The organism is Corallococcus sp. AS-1-6 (assembly GCF_020037015.1).
Classification (GTDB): Bacteria; Myxococcota; Myxococcia; order Myxococcales; family Myxococcaceae; genus Corallococcus.
The window spans coordinates 41,071-57,379 of sequence record NZ_JAIQDE010000037.1 but is presented as its reverse complement, the minus strand read 5'-3'; the positions used below and the strand labels follow the sequence as shown (position 1 = coordinate 57,379).

Annotated in this window: 13 protein-coding genes; 8 read left to right on the top strand and 5 right to left on the bottom strand. The window is 71.3% G+C overall.

From position 1 onward, the window contains the following. Window positions 1-5: 5 nt before the first annotated feature. On the top strand, window positions 6-1,052 hold the full coding sequence (locus K8612_RS34785) for an oxygenase MpaB family protein (protein WP_223744280.1): 1,047 nt from the start codon (window positions 6-8) through the stop codon (window positions 1,050-1,052). A 1-nt stretch (window position 1,053) separates the two neighbouring features. On the opposite strand, the gene K8612_RS34780 is transcribed toward K8612_RS34785, so the two are convergent. Both K8612_RS34780 and K8612_RS34775 read right to left on the bottom strand, forming a co-directional pair. Continuing rightward, window positions 1,054-1,338, bottom strand: coding sequence for a DUF427 domain-containing protein (locus tag K8612_RS34780; protein WP_223744281.1), 285 nt, complete (start codon window positions 1,336-1,338; stop codon window positions 1,054-1,056). A gap of 34 nt (window positions 1,339-1,372) precedes the next feature. Next, window positions 1,373-2,200, bottom strand: a complete 828-nt coding sequence (locus tag K8612_RS34775; RefSeq protein ID WP_223744282.1) for an alpha/beta fold hydrolase — start codon at window positions 2,198-2,200, stop codon at window positions 1,373-1,375. A 140-nt stretch (window positions 2,201-2,340) separates the two neighbouring features. Between K8612_RS34775 and K8612_RS34770 the strand changes: the two genes are divergently transcribed. Then, window positions 2,341-4,404, top strand: coding sequence for a HEAT repeat domain-containing protein (locus tag K8612_RS34770; RefSeq protein WP_223765403.1), 2,064 nt, complete (start codon window positions 2,341-2,343; stop codon window positions 4,402-4,404). Window positions 4,405-4,491: 87 nt separating this feature from the next. Here the strand turns inward: K8612_RS34770 and K8612_RS34765 are convergent, their stop codons facing one another. Together K8612_RS34765 and K8612_RS34760 are read right to left on the bottom strand one after the other, a co-directional pair. Beyond that, window positions 4,492-4,875 (bottom strand): hypothetical protein, encoded by a 384-nt coding sequence (locus K8612_RS34765; RefSeq protein WP_370640009.1) that lies wholly within the window; start codon window positions 4,873-4,875, stop codon window positions 4,492-4,494. 82 nt (window positions 4,876-4,957) lie between these two features. After that, window positions 4,958-5,599 carry a hypothetical protein gene (locus K8612_RS34760; RefSeq protein WP_223765402.1) on the bottom strand — a complete coding sequence of 214 codons (642 nt, stop codon included), beginning with the start codon at window positions 5,597-5,599 and terminating at the stop codon, window positions 4,958-4,960. 651 nt (window positions 5,600-6,250) lie between these two features. On the opposite strand from K8612_RS34760, the gene K8612_RS34755 reads away from it, so the two are divergent. From K8612_RS34755 to K8612_RS34730, 6 genes are all read left to right on the top strand, one after another. Further along, a complete protein-coding gene (locus tag K8612_RS34755) occupies window positions 6,251-7,573 on the top strand; it encodes a TolC family protein (protein ID WP_223765401.1) in 1,323 nt (440 codons plus the stop codon). Further along, complete coding sequence (locus K8612_RS34750) at window positions 7,561-8,769, top strand: efflux RND transporter periplasmic adaptor subunit (protein ID WP_223765400.1); 1,209 nt, start codon at window positions 7,561-7,563, stop codon at window positions 8,767-8,769. The genes K8612_RS34755 and K8612_RS34750 overlap by 13 nt, the downstream gene beginning before the upstream one ends. Window positions 8,770-8,778: 9 nt before the next feature. Further along, entirely contained in the window at window positions 8,779-11,973 is a 3,195-nt protein-coding gene (locus K8612_RS34745; RefSeq protein ID WP_223765399.1) for an efflux RND transporter permease subunit, read from the top strand. 87 nt (window positions 11,974-12,060) lie between these two features. Beyond that, window positions 12,061-13,902: a cyclic nucleotide-binding and patatin-like phospholipase domain-containing protein gene (locus K8612_RS34740; RefSeq protein ID WP_223765398.1), complete on the top strand. Its 1,842-nt coding sequence runs from the start codon at window positions 12,061-12,063 to the stop codon at window positions 13,900-13,902. Continuing rightward, window positions 13,899-14,867, top strand: coding sequence for a ketoacyl-ACP synthase III (locus K8612_RS34735; RefSeq protein WP_223765397.1), 969 nt, complete (start codon window positions 13,899-13,901; stop codon window positions 14,865-14,867). The genes K8612_RS34740 and K8612_RS34735 overlap by 4 nt, the downstream gene beginning before the upstream one ends. After that, window positions 14,864-15,616, top strand: coding sequence for a lysophospholipid acyltransferase family protein (locus K8612_RS34730; RefSeq protein WP_223765396.1), 753 nt, complete (start codon window positions 14,864-14,866; stop codon window positions 15,614-15,616). Before K8612_RS34735 ends, K8612_RS34730 begins: the two co-directional genes overlap by 4 nt. Here K8612_RS34730 and K8612_RS34725 read toward each other — a convergent pair. Beyond that, window positions 15,598-16,146: a DUF2378 family protein gene (locus K8612_RS34725; RefSeq protein ID WP_206786293.1), complete on the bottom strand. Its 549-nt coding sequence runs from the start codon at window positions 16,144-16,146 to the stop codon at window positions 15,598-15,600. The genes K8612_RS34730 and K8612_RS34725 overlap by 19 nt on opposite strands. Window positions 16,147-16,309: the final 163 nt, after the last annotated feature.

Below are 16,309 nucleotides of genomic sequence, written 5' to 3'. Positions count from 1 at the left end.
CGCCCATGCCCTTCACCTTCCGTGGCCAGAACCTGACCGCCATCCTGGGCGACCCGCTCACCGCGGCCAACAGCCTGTACGGCATCATGAGCGCCGCGGAGCCGGAGTTCATGGAGGAGCTGCGGCAGCACTGGAAGAAGCACATCCGCGACACGCCCGGCGTGAACGGCACCTCGTGGCGGCCCGCGCTGAAGGCCTTCTCCGCCATCGAGGGCTACTGGGGCAACACGTACAGCGACCACCGCATCGCGAAGGTGCTCTACGGGCCGACGTACTCGGTGGCCACCCAGGGAGTGACGGGCGTGGGGTCCTCCGCCCAGTTCCTGCGCGACTTCGAGGCCGCGCGCGACGAGGCGTTCTACGTCTTCTTCCAGGGCGCGTCCGTGAACCAGTTGGCGGGCGTGTCCTTCCGGGCCACCTACTACCACAAGGACGTGTCGTCCCTCTTCAAGCAGCGCCCGCACAGCAAGCTCAAGGCCATCGTGTCCCGCCGGGTCATCGAGACCGCGCAGATCATGCTGCGCATCCTCTACGGCAACATGAACATGGGCTGGGGCAGCCTCTACAGCACGCGCACCCTGTCCACCACGCTGCTGCTGGCGCAGATGCACAACTCCGCGCTGGGCCACTACAAGTCCCTCGATACGGGGCGGCAGCATTGCTACAACCAGAGCGGGGTCGCCTTCACGCTGCTGACGTTCGCGTACATCGTCGCGCAGGCGTGGGAGGACAAGGGCTACGAGTACAACGAGCAGCGCTGGTACTACTTCTGGAAGCTGCTGGGCTCGCTGCTGGGCGTGGACACGCGCCTCATCCCGGACGACCACGCGGAGGCCGCCACGCTGTGGGACCTCTTCTTCGCGCAAGGCGAGTGCTACGGCGGCACGCCCGCCCCCTACCCCACGACGCTGGACGCCAACCGCATCGACGATGAGCTGTGGAACGGCTACGGCGTGCAGCCGGAGGCGAACCTCCTCCAGTGGGTCCCCGCCTTCGTCGTCACCCAGCTCCGCAACAGCCTGCGCTGGGGCAAGTACCTGGTGGGCCTCTGATTCAGCGCTCCACCGTCACGCCCTTCCAGAAGGCCACGTAGCCCTGGATGTTGGACGCGGCCGGCTTGGGCTCCGGGTAGTACCAGGCCGCGTCCGCGTTCGTCTTCCCGTCCACCTCCACGGAGTAGTAGTGGGCCTGGCCCTTCCAGGGGCAGGTGGTGTGCGTGGCGCTGGGCTTGAAGTGCTCGCGCACCAGGCTGTCCGGCGGGAAGTAGATGTTGCCCTCCACGGTCTCGAAGGTGTCGCTCTTCGCGAGCACCGCGCCGTTCCATTTCGCGACTGGCATGGGGAAACCTCCTGGGGACTTCGTTAACGGCGCGTCAGCCCGCCTGCGCGGCCGGCTTGGACGCGTGTTGGGTGAGGAACGGAGCGAGCTCCGCGTTGACGAGCGCCGGCTCCTCCACGGAGGAGGAGTGGCCCCCGCGCGACAGGCGCACCAGCTTCGAGCCCGGGATGAGCGAGTGGATGCGCTCCGATTTGGAGGGCACCGTCGCGCGGTCCTCCTCCCCCACGATGACGAGCGTGGGCGTGCGGATGCGCGGCAGCTCCTCCGCGACGGGCTTGCGTTGGATGACGCCGTTGACGGCGCGGTAGATGTCGCGGCGGTTGCCCGTCAGGCGCGTGCGCCACAGCGCCCGCTCCTCCGCCCGGCCCGGGTCGGTGAGGAACGACGTGCCGAACATGATGCGCATCACCGGCCCGGCGACGGGGCCCAGGCCCACGTAGCGGGCGACGAGGTTGAGCGCGGTGTAGCGCGGCACGTTGGCGAGGGGCTCGGGGTCGGCGGACGTCTCCAGGAGCACCAGGGAGCGCAGCAGGTCCGGCCGGCGCGCCGCGAGCCGCATGCCCACGAAGCCCCCCATGGACAGCCCCACGAAGTGGACGGGGGCGACGCCCAGCGACTCGATGAGCGCCACCGCGTCCGCGTACACCGTCTCCACGTCGATGGCGGACTCGGGCGGCACGTCGCTCTGGCCCTGCCCCCGGTGGTCGTACGAAATGCAGCGGAAGCGGCCTCGCAGGGCCTCCACCTGCGGGTCGAACAGCCGGGTACTCCAGAGGAGCCCGTGGCTGAAGAGGACCACGTCCCCGGCGCCGCCGGTGTCCTCGTAGTACAGCCGGGTTCCATTCACGGACCGCATGGGCATGGGCACGGCCTCCCTTCGCTGGAGGGGCACCCTAATCCATGGCTCGCCAGGACCGCAGCCCTCCCTGGGAGGTCGTTGTCCACTGGAGGAGAAGGGCTCGCGCGGAGGGCCGCTTGTGCCGCCCGGCGCTTGGGAGGAGCATGGGCGGCACCTTCCGGATGCGCTCCTCTCGCCCTGTCCTTGTCGCCCTCGCGGTGGTGGTCCTCGCGGCGGGCCTGTTCTTCTTCCTGCGCGCCCCGGCGCCCACGCCCGCGTCTGCTCCGCCGGTGACACAGGCTCCGGCTCCGCTGGACGCGGGCAGCGTGGCCGCGCCCGTGCCGGTGAAGACGGTGGAGGCGCCGCCCGCCGCACCCAATCACTACGTGGGCTCGCAGGTGTGCGCGGACTGCCACGAGGAGCAGCACGCGGGCTGGAAGCACGACTGGCACTCGCGGGCGCTGTCACCGGCGACGAAGCCGTACGTGGTGGGCGCGTTCACGGCGGGCACGCACTTCCAGGGCGAGTCCAGCGAGGCGTGGATGCGCCGCGACGGGAGCCGCTACCTGATGCGCACCAAGGGCGCGGACGGGAACCTGGGCGAGTGGCCGGTGCAGTGGGTGGTGGGCGGCAAGCGGATGCAGGACCCCATCACGCTGATGCCGGACGGCCGCTGGCAGGTGATGCCGGTGTACTTCCACGTGACGGGCAAGGGCGAGTGGGTGGACTACTCGGAGAAGAAGCAGGGGGCGCTGTCGCCGGACCACCCGTTCTTCTGGACGAACTTCCGCCGCAGCGCGCAGCACGCGTGCCTGGACTGCCACGTGACGGGGCTGGACGCGCGCTATGACCGGGCGAGCCACCAGTGGGAGACGAAGTTCGCGGACGCGGGCGTCGCGTGCGAGTCCTGCCACGGGCCCGGCGGGCGGCACGCGGAGTCGCAGGCGCCGGAGGACATCATCCAGCCGGCGAAGCTGTCGAAGGAGGAGGGCTTCTCCGTGTGCGCGCAGTGCCACGGGCCGCGCCGCACGCTGTTCCCCATGCTGGACGCGAAGCACCACTTCCTGCCCGGCCAGCGCTACGACGCGAGCTATCAGCCCATGGTGCTGCTGGTGGGCAACGAGCGCTCCGGGGACTTCTTCGCGGACGGGCGCCCCAGCACGTCCAGCTTCGAGTACCAGGCGCTCCTCCAGTCGAAGTGCCACATGAAGGGCGGGGCCACGTGCCTGACGTGCCACACGGCGCCGCACGACGCGAGCGCGCCCAACGAGGTGCGCAAGCACAAGCCGGTGGCGGCGCGCACGTCGGTGAACGCGTCCACGTGTCAGGGCTGTCACCCGGAGGTGGTGGCGCAGGGCGAGCAGCACACGCACCACAAGGCGGCGGCGGCGCAGGACTGCCTGGCGTGTCACATGCCGCCGGTGGTGTCGGGCGTGTTGGACCACTTCGCGGACCACGCGCTGGACGTGCCGGCGCCCCAGAACACGGCGCGCCATGACATCCCCAACGCGTGCAACACCTGTCACGCGAAGCAGACGCCGGACGCGATGCAGGCGGCGCTGGTGAAGTGGTGGCCGAAGGCGGAGGCGCGGCAGGAGCGCAGGCTGCGGCTGGCGGACGCGTTCGACGAGAAGACGGCGGCGGGGAGCCGGGGGGCGCTGGAGGCGGTGCTGGCGGACACGTCGGAGGCGGGCACGCTGCGGGGCGCGGCGGCGAAGTTCCTGGCGCGCCGGTTCAAGCATGACGCGGTGCCGGCGCTGCGGGCGGCGTTGAAGGGGACGACGGACAGCACGTTGCGCTCGGACATCATCGACGGGTTGGGCGCGGCGAACGCGCGCGAGGCGACGGAGGACCTGGCGGCGCTGCTCCACGACGGCTCGCTGTGGGTGCGCCAGGGCGCGGCGTTGACGCTGGCGGCGTTCGGGGACGCCAGGGCGATGCCCGCGTTGCAGGCGCTGGCGACGGAGCCGGAGACGCGCGGGTTGGTGCAGCCGCACGTGATGCTGGGGCAGTTGGCCATGCGCAAGCGCGACGTCGTCACGGCGACGCGCGAGTTCGAGCAGGCGCTGGACCTGCAGCCCTACAACGCGGACGTGCTGGTGCGGCTGGCGGACCTCTACGTGGTGCAGGGCAACGCGGCGAAGGGCCGCGAGCGTCTGGAGGAAGCGCTCCGGTTCGATCCGCAGAACCGCTCCGCGAAGCAGCGGCTGGGCATGTTGCCGCGGTGATGCAGGTGCGCCATGGCCCATGACCCGAACCCGTTGCGGGAAAGTTCTACGAGTAACGGGGGCCCATCCAGCCGTCCGTGAACGGCCTCAGTGCCGCACGGCGAGGATGCGCCGTCCCTTCACGTCCACGGCATAGGTCGCCCCCATGTCCATGATGGCGCCCTGCTTCTCACAGAGCTGGGGCTTGAGCGTGATCTGCACGAAGGTCACGCCTTCCGGGCCCGGTGCCGCGCTGACGTCATAGGACTCGCGCTGATAGAGACAGCGCTCCTCCTCCGTCGCCCCGTCGTGGGGCTTCAGGTCCAGCGGCCGGAAATCATCCAGCGCCAGTTGCATGGCGGTCACCGTGCCGCCCGCGAGCGTCTGCGCGTCTTCGGGCAGGTCCAGTGGGAACTGGACGCGGGCCGCCTCTTCCTCCGGTGCATGCGGAGGACGCGAAGTGCGCTGGAAGAGCGCACACGCGGGGAGCAAGCACAGGGCCAGGAGCCATCCTGACTTCGGGAGGCCCTTACGTCCGCGGGGTGCTGATTTCAGGAGGTTCATAGGCGGGGCATTACTCCGTCACGGCGGTCATCAGACCCGTGGCTTTGTGCTCTGGCTTGACGATACCGATGAGCGCCCAGCGCTTCCCGCGCCGTTCATAGACTTCTCCAGGTCTGGCTTCACCGATGTACGGGACCAGCTTCATCACCCGGCATGCCGTGTCAAACTGGAGCCGGATGGAGTACCTCTGACGCGCCTCTGCTCGGTCCGGCCTGGACATGCGTGAGTTGGCCCAGGGGTGGCTGTGGTAGTCCGCCTGGATCTTCACCGCGCCTCGTGAGTCCCGAACGAAGTTCGGCTGCTTGCAGCTCTTCTGTTGCTCAGGAGTCGCCTTCAAGAGCGGTCCAAGCGGAGATGGCATGCTCGCCGAGTAGGCACCGTCTCCCACGGAGTAGAGGACCCCGCAGTATTCCTGTCCATACTCACGCCCCTGGGCGCGCGGCAGCTCCATGACGGCGGGGCAGAGCTGATCGATGACTGCATCGATGTCAGCGGAGGGTTGGATGGCATCCCAGGGGCCTCGCACCCATACGGCACCATTCATGAGTCCGTAGTCGCGATCCTCGACCGGAACCGGGCTGGCACCCACACAGGACACGAACCCAAGCCCGATCGCAACGACCCACAGGAACAATCTCCAGAAATTCCGCATCAGCCATCAATACCATCAAAACAAGATAATCTCCCATTGAAGCGGGCCACGACACATGATCCGGCCGGTAGGACGGACGTGGCTTCCTGAACGCGCGCCCTCCCCTGAAGACAGACGCCTGCTTGGCGTTCGTGACGCACGTTGGCGCTTCCCTTGTCCCAGCCCGCGTCAGGACGCGCCATGTCTCCACGAGCCCCTCCCCCTTCCCTGCCCTTGCATCCGTAAGGGCAACCCCGGACCTCCAGGTCCGTGCATCGACTGCTGAGCACTTCCTCGCCCTGCTGTGTTGTCCACTGGAGCGCCGGGGGGCGCGAACCGTGGCGGGGGGCTGGCTTCGCCCCTACCTGGGGAGCATCCCTTATGAACGCGCTCGTGTTCGCAGCCCTGCTGGTTCCCGCCGGAATCCCCGGTGCGCCACCAGCGCCCACCGGCTCCGGACCCTTCCGTCCCGTCCTCGCGCAATACACCGCGCCACCGCAGCGCGCTCCACCCGCGCCTCCGCCGCCCTCCGTGGCGCCACCCGCCGCGCCCACGCCGGCTCCCACCGCTCCCGCGCCCGCCGCCCCGGCCCCGAACACACCCCGGGCTCCCGCTCCGCCGCGGCCCGGCCGCGCCAGCACCCCGTCCCAGAGCCCGGACGACGTCCCTGAAGTGCCCCCGCCGTTCCAGGCGAACGTGTCGGATCCGCTGCTCGCTCCCGCGCCCGCCGCGCCCCTGGAGCTCCAGTCCTGGAACGAAGCGCTCACGCTCCTGCGCCAGCGCTCCCCCGACCTCCAGGCCGCCCTCGGCCAGGTCGAGGTCGCCGCGGGCACGTGGCGCATCGCGCTCGCCAACCTGCTGCCCTCCGTCTCCGGCACCCTGTCCGCCCAATACAACGTGCTCAACCCGAAAATCCCCGCCGTGGGCGGTGGCATCGGCGGCGGCATCGGCGGTGGCGTGAGCGGCGCCGGGGGCTTCACCCCCACGGAGCTGCTGGGCATCGGCGTGCTCAGCGCGAACGTCCCCGTCGTGGACCTGGCCAGCCTCTACGCCCTGGGCAGCGCCAAGGAGTCGCGCCGCACCGCCAGCCTGTCGCTCGCGGAGACGCGCCGGCAGCTCACCCGCGGACTCGCGCAGGCGCTGGTCTCCGTGTCCTCCAACGAGCGCCTGGCGGAGGTCAACCGCGTCAACCTGCGCACCGCGCTGGAGCGGCTGGCCCTGGCGCAGCGCCGCTTCGAGCTGGGCGCCGGCACCCGCCTGGACGTCGTCCGAGTGGAGCAGGACGCCCAGGCCGCGCGCCGCAACGTCGTCACCGGAGACGAGAACCTGCGCCAGGCGCGCGAGGCGCTCGGGCTCGCCCTGGGCACCCCGTCCCCCGTGGGCCTCAAGCCGGGCCTGGAGCTGACCACCCTGCTCCAGGGCGCGAAGAACACCTGCCGCACGCTGGAGTCCCTGGAGAACCGCCCGGACATCGCCGCCGCGCGCTCCCGCCAGGTGGTGGCCGAACGCGCCATCGGCGAGGTGTACCGCCAATACGCGCCCACCCTGGACCTCACCAGCACCACCACCGCGCTCACCGTCAACCCGGGCTTCGCCGAGGTCCCCATCTGGAACGTCGGCGCCAGCCTGGTGCTGCCCTTCTGGGACGGCGGCGCGCGCGAGGGCCGCCTGCGACAGGCCCGCGGCCAGTTGGAGCAGGCCCGCGCGGACGCCACCTCCCGCGAGCGCGACATCGTCGTGGAGGTCACCCAGGCGAAGCGCGCCGTGCAGGTGACCCAGACGACGCGCGCCCTCGCGGAGCGCGAGCGCGGGCTCGCGGAAGAGAATGACCGGCTCACCCGCCGCAGCTTCGAGGTGGGCACCGGAACGAGCCTCGAGCTGGTGCAGTCAGCCGGGGCCCTGCGTCAGGCCGAACTGGAGCTCGTCCTCCGGGACTTCCAGTACCGCCAGGCCGTGGTGGATGCATTCCTGTCGGAGGCGGCATGCGATTGGTGAGGCGCGGTTGGGGCGCGTGGGGTCTCTTCCTCGCGCTGACGACAGGCGGGTGCAGCGGCGGCAAGGGCCCCGGCCAGGCCGCGCCCGGAGGCGGCCCCCAGGGAGGCCAGCAGGGCCCGGGCAGCGGCAAGCCCGTCCCCGTGCAGGTGATGGCGGTGAAGCCCGGCCCGGTGCGCGACACGAGCGAGTACGTGGGCACCCTCATCTCCCGCAGCAGCATCACCGTCGTCCCGCAGGTCGCCGGCTACATCCAGAAGATCCCCATCCGCCCCGGCCAGAAGGTGAAGGCCGGCCAGGTGCTGCTCGTCGTGGACCCTCGCCAGGAGCAGGCCTCCCTGCGCGCCACCCAGGCCCAGAAGGCCTCCGCCGTCGCCAACCGCGAGTTCGCGCGAAGGACGCGCGAGCGCAGCGCGCAGCTCCTCCGGGAGGGGCTCGTCAGCCGCCAGGACTACGAGCAGGCCGTGGCCCAGGCCGCGCAAGCCGAGGCCCAGGCCCAGGCCGCGGAGGCGCAGATCCAGAACCAGCAGGTGCAACTGGGCTTCTTCAACGTGAGCGCCCCCTTCGACGGCGTCGTGGGCGACATCCCCGTGAAGCTAGGCGACTACGTGACGCCGCAGACGGCGCTCACCATCGTGGACCAGAGCCGCGCCCTGGAGCTGTCCGTGCAGGTGCCCGTGGACCAGGCCGCGCGGGTGAAGGTGGGGCAGACCCCGCTGGAGGTCCTCGACGAGGACGGCGAGCCCGTCGTCCGCGCCCCCGCCTTCTTCGTCGCCCCCACCCCCAACCCGAACACGCAGTTGGTGGAGGTGAAGGCCGCCTTCGACAACACCGTGGGCCTGCGCGCGGGCCAGTTGGTCCGCGCGCAGCTCGTCTACGACGTGCGCGAGGCCTTGAAGATGCCCACCACCGCGGTGACGCGGCAGGGCAGCCAGTCCTTCGCCCTGGTGGTGGGTGAGGGCGACGCGGGCACCGTGGTGAAGCGCCAGCCGGTGACGCTGGGGCTGGTGGAGGGCAACGACTACGAGGTGCTCAAGGGCCTGGACGCGGGCACCCAGGTCATCATCAGCGGGGTGCAGCAACTGCGGGACGGCATGCCCATCCAGCCGAAGCCCGCGCCACAGGCGCAGGGCCAGACCGAAGGCATGCCCCTGCCACCCGCCCAGGGCATGGGCGGCGGCGCGGACGCGGGCCGCTAGGGGGCTGCCATGTTCACCGACTTCTTCATCCAGCGCCCCGTCTTCTCCAGCGTGCTGTCCATCCTCATCACGCTGGTGGGCGCCATCTCCATCCCCAGCCTCCCCATCGAGCAGTACCCGGAGCTGGCGCTGCCGCAGGTCCAAATCACGGCCACGTACACCGGCGCGTCCGCGGAGACGGTGGAGAGCGCCGTCACCACCGTGCTGGAGCGCCAGCTCAACGGCATGGAGGGCATGCGCTACATGTCCTCCACCAGCACCAACGACGGCCAGTGCACCATCACCGCCACGTTCGACCCGTCGCGCGACGTGGACCTGGCCGCGGTGGACGTGCAGAACCGCGTGGCCACCGCCACGCCGCAGTTGCCCTCGCAGGTGAACGCGCTGGGCGTCACCGTGCGCAAGGCGCAGACACAACTGCTCGTCTCCTTTGGCGTCTATGACAAGGAGAAGCGCTACGACACGGAGTTCATCAGCAACTACGCGGACGTCTACATCCGTGACGCGCTCCTGCGCGTGAAGGGCGTGGGCGACGTGCGCATCTTCGGAGAGCGCCGCTTCGCCATGCGCCTGTGGCTGGACCCCTCGGAGCTGGCCCGCAGGAGCCTCACCGCGCAGGACGTGGTGAGCGCGCTGCAGGAGCAGAACGTCCAGGTGGGCGCGGGCAAGGTGGGCCAGGCCCCGTCCTCCAAGGAGCAGGCGTACCAGTTGTCCCTCCAGGTGAAGGGCCAGCTCACGTCCGCGGAGGAGTTCGGCGCCATCGTCATCCAGCGCGGCCGGGACGGCGCCCTGGTGCGCATCCGCGACGTGGGCAGCGTGCAACTGGGCGCGGAGAACTACCAGCAGCTCCTGCGCTTCAACGGCCAGGACGCGGTGGGCCTGGGCATCACGCAGTTGCCCGGCTCCAACGCGCTGGCGGTGCGCGAGGGCGTGGAGGCGGAGCTCCAACGGCTGTCCGCCAACTTCCCGCCGGGCCTCACCTATCAGGTGGCGTTCGACACCACGGCCGCGGTGAGCGCCTCCATCGAGGAGGTGCTCCACGCGCTGGGCGAGGCCATCCTGCTGGTCATCCTGGTCATCTTCATCTTCCTGCACGGCTGGCGCAGCGTGCTGGTGGCGGTGACGACGCTGCCGGTGTCGCTGGTGGGCACGTTCATGTTCGTCAACGCGTTCGGCTTCTCGCTCAACACGCTGACCCTCTTCGGCCTCACGCTGGCCACGGGCCTCGTCGTGGATGACGCCATCGTGGTCATCGAGAACGTGGAGCGCGTCATCGAGCACGAGAAGGTGGACGCGAAGGAGGCCACGCACCGGGGCATGCAGCAGGTGGCCGGCGTGGTGGTGGCCACCGCGCTGGTGCTGTCCGCGGTGTTCATCCCGGTGTCCTTCTTCCCCGGCACCACCGGCGCCATCTACCGCCAGTTCGCGCTCACCATCGCGTTCTCCATCAGCCTCTCCGCGCTCGTCGCGCTCACGCTGTCCCCCGCGCTGTGCGCGCGCCTCCTGCGCCCCAACGAGGGCCAGAAGTTCGTGCTGGCGCGCAAGTTCGACCAGGGCCTGGACGCGCTCCGGCGCGGCTACGGGAAGCTGTTGGGCCTGATGCTGGGCAAGGCGCGGTGGCTGGTGGTGGGCATCTTCGCGCTGTTCCTCGTGGGCACGGGCCTGCTCTACCGGGCCACGCCCACGGGCTTCATCCCGGACGAGGACCAGGGCTACCTCATCATCGCGGTGCAGGGCCCGGAGGGCACGTCGCTGGAGTACACGCGCAACGTGCTCATCCAGGTGGAGGACATCATCAAGCAGCAGCAGGAGGTGACGCAGATCTTCACCGTGGGCGGCTTCTCGCTGCTGGGCACGGGCGCCAACTACGGCTCGCTCTTCATCAACCTGAAGCCCTGGGAGGAGCGCAAGGCGAAGGAGTCCAGCGTCGCGGGGCTGGTGGAGCGCCTGCGCGGTCCGCTGAGCGCCGTGGGCGGCGCGCGCGTGCTGCCCCTGCAACCGCCCGCCATCCGCGGCGTGGGCAGCGTGGGCGGCTTCGAGTTCGTGCTGGAGGACCAGCAGGGCGGCCGCACGCTGGAGGAATTGGCGCAGGCCACGCAGGCGCTGGTGGGCAAGGCGAGCCAGGAGCAGCGGCTGCGCGGCGTGTTCTCCGCGTTCACCGCGGGCTCGCCGCAGCTCAACATCGACGTGGACCGGGAGAAGGCCAAGGCCCTGGGCGTGCCCCTGTCCTCGCTGTTCTCCACGCTCCAGGTGTACCTGGGCAGCCAGTACGTGAACGACTTCACCTTCGCCAACCGCGTCTACCGCGTGTTCGTGCAGGCCGCGACACCCTTCCGTGACAACCCGAAGGACATCGGCAGCTTCTACGTGCGCTCGGACACCGGGGCCATGGTGCCGCTGGAGGCGCTGGTGAAGGTGACGCCCATCACCAGCGCGCAGAACATCACCCACTACAACCTCTTCCGCTCCGCCAACATCAACGGCCAGGGCGCCCCCGGCGTCTCCACCGGCCAGGCGCTCTCCGCCATGGAGGAGGTCGCGAAGCAGGCCCTGCCGCCGGGCTTCACCTACGAGTGGACGGGCCTGTCCCAGGAGCAGAAGAGCGCGGGCAACACCGTGCTCGTCATCTTCGCGCTGGGCATCGTGTTCGTGTTCCTGGTGCTGGCCGCGCAGTACGAGAGCTTCGCCCTGCCCTTCGTCGTCATGCTCGCGGTGCCCGTCGCGATGATGGGCGCGCTGCTCCTGCAGAACCTGCGCGGGCTGGTGAACGACGTGTTCTGTCAGGTGGGTCTGGTGATGCTGGTGGGCCTCGCGTCGAAGAACGCCATCCTCATCGTGGAGTTCGGCGAGCAGCTCCGCGCGCAGGGCCAGGGCGTGGTGGAGTCCGCCATCAACGCGGCGGAGACGCGCCTGCGGCCCATCCTGATGACGTCCTTCGCGTTCCTCTTCGGCGTGGTGCCGCTGATGCTGGCCAGCGGCGCGGGCGCCTCCGCGCGCAAGTCGCTGGGCACGGCCGTCTTCGGCGGCATGCTCTTCTCCACCTTCGTGAACCTCATCTTCATCCCGGTGCTCTACGCGCTGGTCGAGGGCGCGCGCACGAAGATCCTGAAAAACCGCAAGCACGGCAATTCATCAGGCGGTCCGAGGAATCCGCCGCCGTCCCTCCCTCCCGAGGGGGAGCCGCCGCGACCCCAGCCGGCGTAGCGACGCGTCGCGGAGGACCCGCACAGCGGGCAGGCACTCCGGTGCGCTATCCGGCGCCGGAGCGTCCTGGTTATCCTTGGGCGACGCATGGCTTCTCCCCTGACTGTCGATGAGCGGCGTCGGTGGCTGTACACGTTGAAGCAAGCCCCCGTGCTGCGCCACGCGCGTGCGTCCGCCCTGATCCGCCTGCTGGAGCGGGCCCGGCCGGTGGAGCCTCGGCCCGGCGAGGTCCTCTGCCGTGAGGGCGAGCCGGTGGACGGCCTCTACCTGCTGCGCTCGGGCGAGTGGCGGGTGACGGCGGCGGGGACGGTGCTGCTGCACCTGCGCGCGGGGATGTCGCTGGGCGTGGAGGCGCTCGCGCGCGGCACGTGGCCCGTCACGGTGACGGCGGCGTCCGCGTCGCACGCGCTCTTCCTTCCCCGCGAGGAGCTGGAGGCGGTGACGGTGGTGCCTCGCGGCGGCGCGGCGGCTCGCGTGGACGTGGTGACGTTCCGCGCGGCGCAGGGGCTGGAGCTGCCGCCCGCGACGCTGTCCGTGCTGGTGGAGCTGGTGGCGAAGGTGATGGTCCACGACTTCGGGGACCGGGTGCTGCTCGTGCGCGCGGGGGCGAAGCGCGCGGAGGGCACGGTGCGCGGAGCCGACCGCGTGTTCCGCCGCACGGTGGCGCCGGGCGCGCCGCTGCTGGCCGAGGGCGAGGACTTCGACTGCGTGCTGGTGGATGGCGTGCCGGTGCCGGAGTCGCTGACGCCGCGCGAGGTGCGGCTCGTGCCGCCGGAGGGAGAGGCGGACGGCGTGGGGACGCCGGGAGCGCCGGTGCTGCCCACCGTGCTGCTGTCGCCGTGGCAGCCGCAGGGCAGCCCGACGTTGCGAGGGCGCTCGCTGCCGGACGAGGACGGGTGGGACGAGGAAGCGCCGCCGCCCGGGTGCCGGCTGCGGCTGGACTGGGAGCGGCTGGTGGTGCGGCCCGGGGACGCCAGGCCGCTGGCGGCGCTGGGCCTGGACGCGGGGACGCGGGACGCGCTGTCGCGGTGGGCGCGCGCCATCACCGGCCGGCGCGTGGGGCTGGCGCTCAGCGGCGGCGGCGTGTGGGGCTTCTACCACGTGCACCTGTTGCGGCGGCTGGCCGCGCTGGACGTGCCGGTGGACCTCCTCAGCGGCGCGAGCATGGGCTCGCTGGTGGGGGCGTACTACTGCGGCACGGCGCGCGACGGGCGCGAGGGCCTGGACGGCCTGCGGCGGCTCCAGCACCGCGCGCGGGGCGGGCACCTGTCGGCCGCGGCGCTGTCCTCGGTCGTGACGACGCAGGCCATGGAGTGGCTGGTGCGCGGCGACCTGGGGGACCTGGCGTTGGAGGAGCTGGCCGTGGGCTTCCTGCCGGTGACGACGGACCTGACCACGGGCCGCTGCGTGGTGCTGGAGAAGGGGCCGCTGGCGCTGGCGGTGCGCGCGAGCGGCTCGGCGCCGGGCGTCTGGGCGCCCACGCTCCAGCCGCCCGCGCGCTACGTGGACGGGGCCTTCACCAGCATGGTGCCGGTGGACGTGCTGCTCCACGCGGGCGCGGACCTGGTCTTCTCCAGCAACATCTTCCCGGCGGGCCACCAGCACGCCGCGCGGCCGCTGTTGCCCGGGGCGGTGGGGCTGTTCCTCTCCGCGCTCAACCCGGTGGCGCGAGCGAAGGACCTGCTGGCCAGCGGCGTGTTGCTCCTGCACCGCAACGGAGACCTGGAGTCCGCCAGAGGGGACCTGCGCTACGACGTGGGCACGCGAGAGCACCCGCTGCTCGGCTCCATGCGCTTCACGCACGTGGACGAGGTGCTGGACGAGGCCGCGCGCGACATGGGCCTGGAGCAGAAGCTGCTGGAGCTCAAGCAGGCCTGGGAGGCGCTGCGCGTGCGCCGGAACCCGTCCGGTGGAAGGAGGGCCGCGTGATTCCGGTCCGAATCCTCGGCACCGCGAGCGTGCTGCCCGGTCCGCCGGTGACGACCGCGGAGGTCTGCGCGCGCGTGGGTCGCGACGCGGCGGAGGTGGAGCGGAAGACAGGCATCCGCACGCGGCACTTCGCTCCGGCGGGCACGCGCGCGGCGGACCTCGGCGCACAGGCCCTGCGCGGCGCGCTGGAGGCGGCGGGACTTCCCGCGACGGCGCTGCGGCGGATCCTCTTCGTGTCGTCGATGGGCGGGGACGTCACCACGCCGGCCAACGGCAGCCGGGTGGCGGCGGCGCTGGGGCTGTCCGGGACCTGCGACGCGATGGACGTGGGCAACGCGTGCATGGGGTTCCTGAGCGCGTTCGACCTGGCGGCGCGCTCGGTGGCGACGGGGTTGGGGCCGGTGGGCGTGGTGTCCGTGGAGCTGCTGTCACGCACCACGCGGCCGGAGGACCCGCGGCCCTACCTGGTGCTGGGTGACGCCGCCGCGGCGGTGGTGCTGGGCGAGGCACGCCCCGGCGAGGGTGTGCTGGGGGCCGCGTTCGGCAACGACGGCACGCTGCCGCCGGACGTCGTTCTGGAGAACCCGCACCAGACGGGCCAGCCCGAGCGCATGCGCTTCCTCACTCCCTCGCGCGACATGACCCGCGTGGCGCTGGGGGCGCTGAAGCGCGCGGCGTCGACGGTGCTCCAGGGCGCGGGGCTGACGGTGGCGGACGTGGAGTGGGTGCTCACGCACCAGCCGAACGGGAGCATGTTCGCGGCCATCCTCCAGGCGCTGGAGGTGCCGGAGGCGAAGAGCGTCACGGTGGTGGACACCGTGGGCAGCGTGGGCTCCGCGTCGCTGGGCACGGGGCTGGACCGGCTGTGGCGCACCCGGCCGGTGAAGCCAGGGGACCGCGTGTTGATGGTGGGCGTGGGCGCGGGCGTGGCCCACGGCGCGGTGCTCTACCGGGTGGGCGGGTGACGTTCACCGCGACGGCGGCGCGGGCCGCGTGGCTGACGACGTTCCGCCTGCTCCAGCGCTACCACCGCTACGAGGTGGTGAACCTGGAGCCGCTGCTGCGCCCCGGCGCGAAGCTGCTGGTGGGCTACCACGGCCGGCCCCTGGCGCTGGACCTGTGCATGCTGACGGTGACGCTGCATGACCGGCTGGGCTACCTGCCGCACGGCATCGCGCACGGCGCGTTCGACCGCATCCCCGGCATGCGTCAGGTCGCGGACGGGCTGGGCTTCGTCACCGGCGACGGGCCGCTGCTGGCGGAGGCGGTGAAGAAGGGCGAGCACGTGCTGGTGCAGCCCGGAGGCACTCGCGAGGGCTGCCGGGACTTCCGGCACCGCTACCGCGTGGACTGGGGAGAGCGGCTGGGCTACCTGCGGCTGGCCGTGCGCTACGGCCTGCCCATCGTCCCCATCGCGGGCCACGGCATGGACGACGCCTACGTGGGCCTGAACGACGGCTACGCGTGGGGCAAGCGCGTGGGGATGCCGGGGAGGCTGCCGCTGTGGCTGGGCGTGGGCGCCACGGGCCCGTGGCCGCTGTCCCTGCCCTTCCCGGTGAAGATGACCCAATGGGTGGGAGCGCCGCTGACGACCCACCTGGCCCCGGGGTTCGACGCGGCGGATCGCGAGTCCCTGCTCACGGTGCACCGCGAGGTGACGGGCGCGGTGCAGGGGCTGCTGGACGCGGCGCGCGGCTACCAGCGCACGCGGTAGATGGCGGCGCGGCCCTGGCGGGACTCGACCACGGTGGTCAGGCCCTTCACGCCGGTGGTCAGCATCCCGTGGTGGCAGATGGAGCCGATGAACTCCGGGTAGGTCCCGCCCTCGTTCACCCGGACGCGGTAGTCCGTGTCCGCCAGCCGCTCCACGTCCACGTGCAGGAAGTTGCTGCCGGAGGCCAGGTTGCGCGACATGCGGTCCAGCACGCGCGCCGGGCCCAGCAGCCGCAGCACCGCCTGCAGCGCGCGGCCCATGTTCGTCTCGAAGTAGCCCGCGACGAAGCGCTCTCCCAGCAGCCACTGCGCCTCGTTCATGGGCACGCCCGGGAACAGCTCCGTCGCGCCAATCTGCAGCAGCTTCTGCCACACGCTGTTCGGATACGCGGGCTCCAGCTTCCGGTCCAGGTCCAGCCCGGCGTCCTTCAGCTTCGCGCGCAGCGGACTGGGGCCTTCCAGCCGGCCCTTCAGGGCCAACAGCAGCCCTTCGACCGTATGGCCGAAGACGATCTCCGAGGGGTTCGACACGAGAGGCTCCTCCGCCATGTCTCGGGGGATGACGTGGCTTGGGTGGCCCCTCTTTTGACCGAACATCGACTCGTGAATCAACCCCTACATCCCCGGGGTGATGACGATTTCACGCGAGGACAGTCTCACCTCCCCGCCGTCAGAAGCGTCCGGGCAGGCCCCA

What these genes read in the sequence shown, in the direction of transcription:
- K8612_RS34775 (WP_223744282.1), bottom strand. Translation starts at nt 2,200, where the DNA reads ATGCCCATGCGGTCCGTGAATGGAACCCGGCTGTACTACGAGGACACC.
- K8612_RS34760 (WP_223765402.1), bottom strand. Translation starts at nt 5,599, where the DNA reads ATGCGGAATTTCTGGAGATTGTTCCTGTGGGTCGTTGCGATCGGGCTT.
- K8612_RS34780 (WP_223744281.1), bottom strand. Translation starts at nt 1,338, where the DNA reads ATGCCAGTCGCGAAATGGAACGGCGCGGTGCTCGCGAAGAGCGACACC.
- K8612_RS34745 (WP_223765399.1), top strand. Translation starts at nt 8,779, where the DNA reads ATGTTCACCGACTTCTTCATCCAGCGCCCCGTCTTCTCCAGCGTGCTG.
- K8612_RS34770 (WP_223765403.1), top strand. Translation starts at nt 2,341, where the DNA reads ATGGGCGGCACCTTCCGGATGCGCTCCTCTCGCCCTGTCCTTGTCGCC.
- K8612_RS34750 (WP_223765400.1), top strand. Translation starts at nt 7,561, where the DNA reads ATGCGATTGGTGAGGCGCGGTTGGGGCGCGTGGGGTCTCTTCCTCGCG.
- K8612_RS34785 (WP_223744280.1), top strand. Translation starts at nt 6, where the DNA reads ATGCCCTTCACCTTCCGTGGCCAGAACCTGACCGCCATCCTGGGCGAC.
- K8612_RS34740 (WP_223765398.1), top strand. Translation starts at nt 12,061, where the DNA reads ATGGCTTCTCCCCTGACTGTCGATGAGCGGCGTCGGTGGCTGTACACG.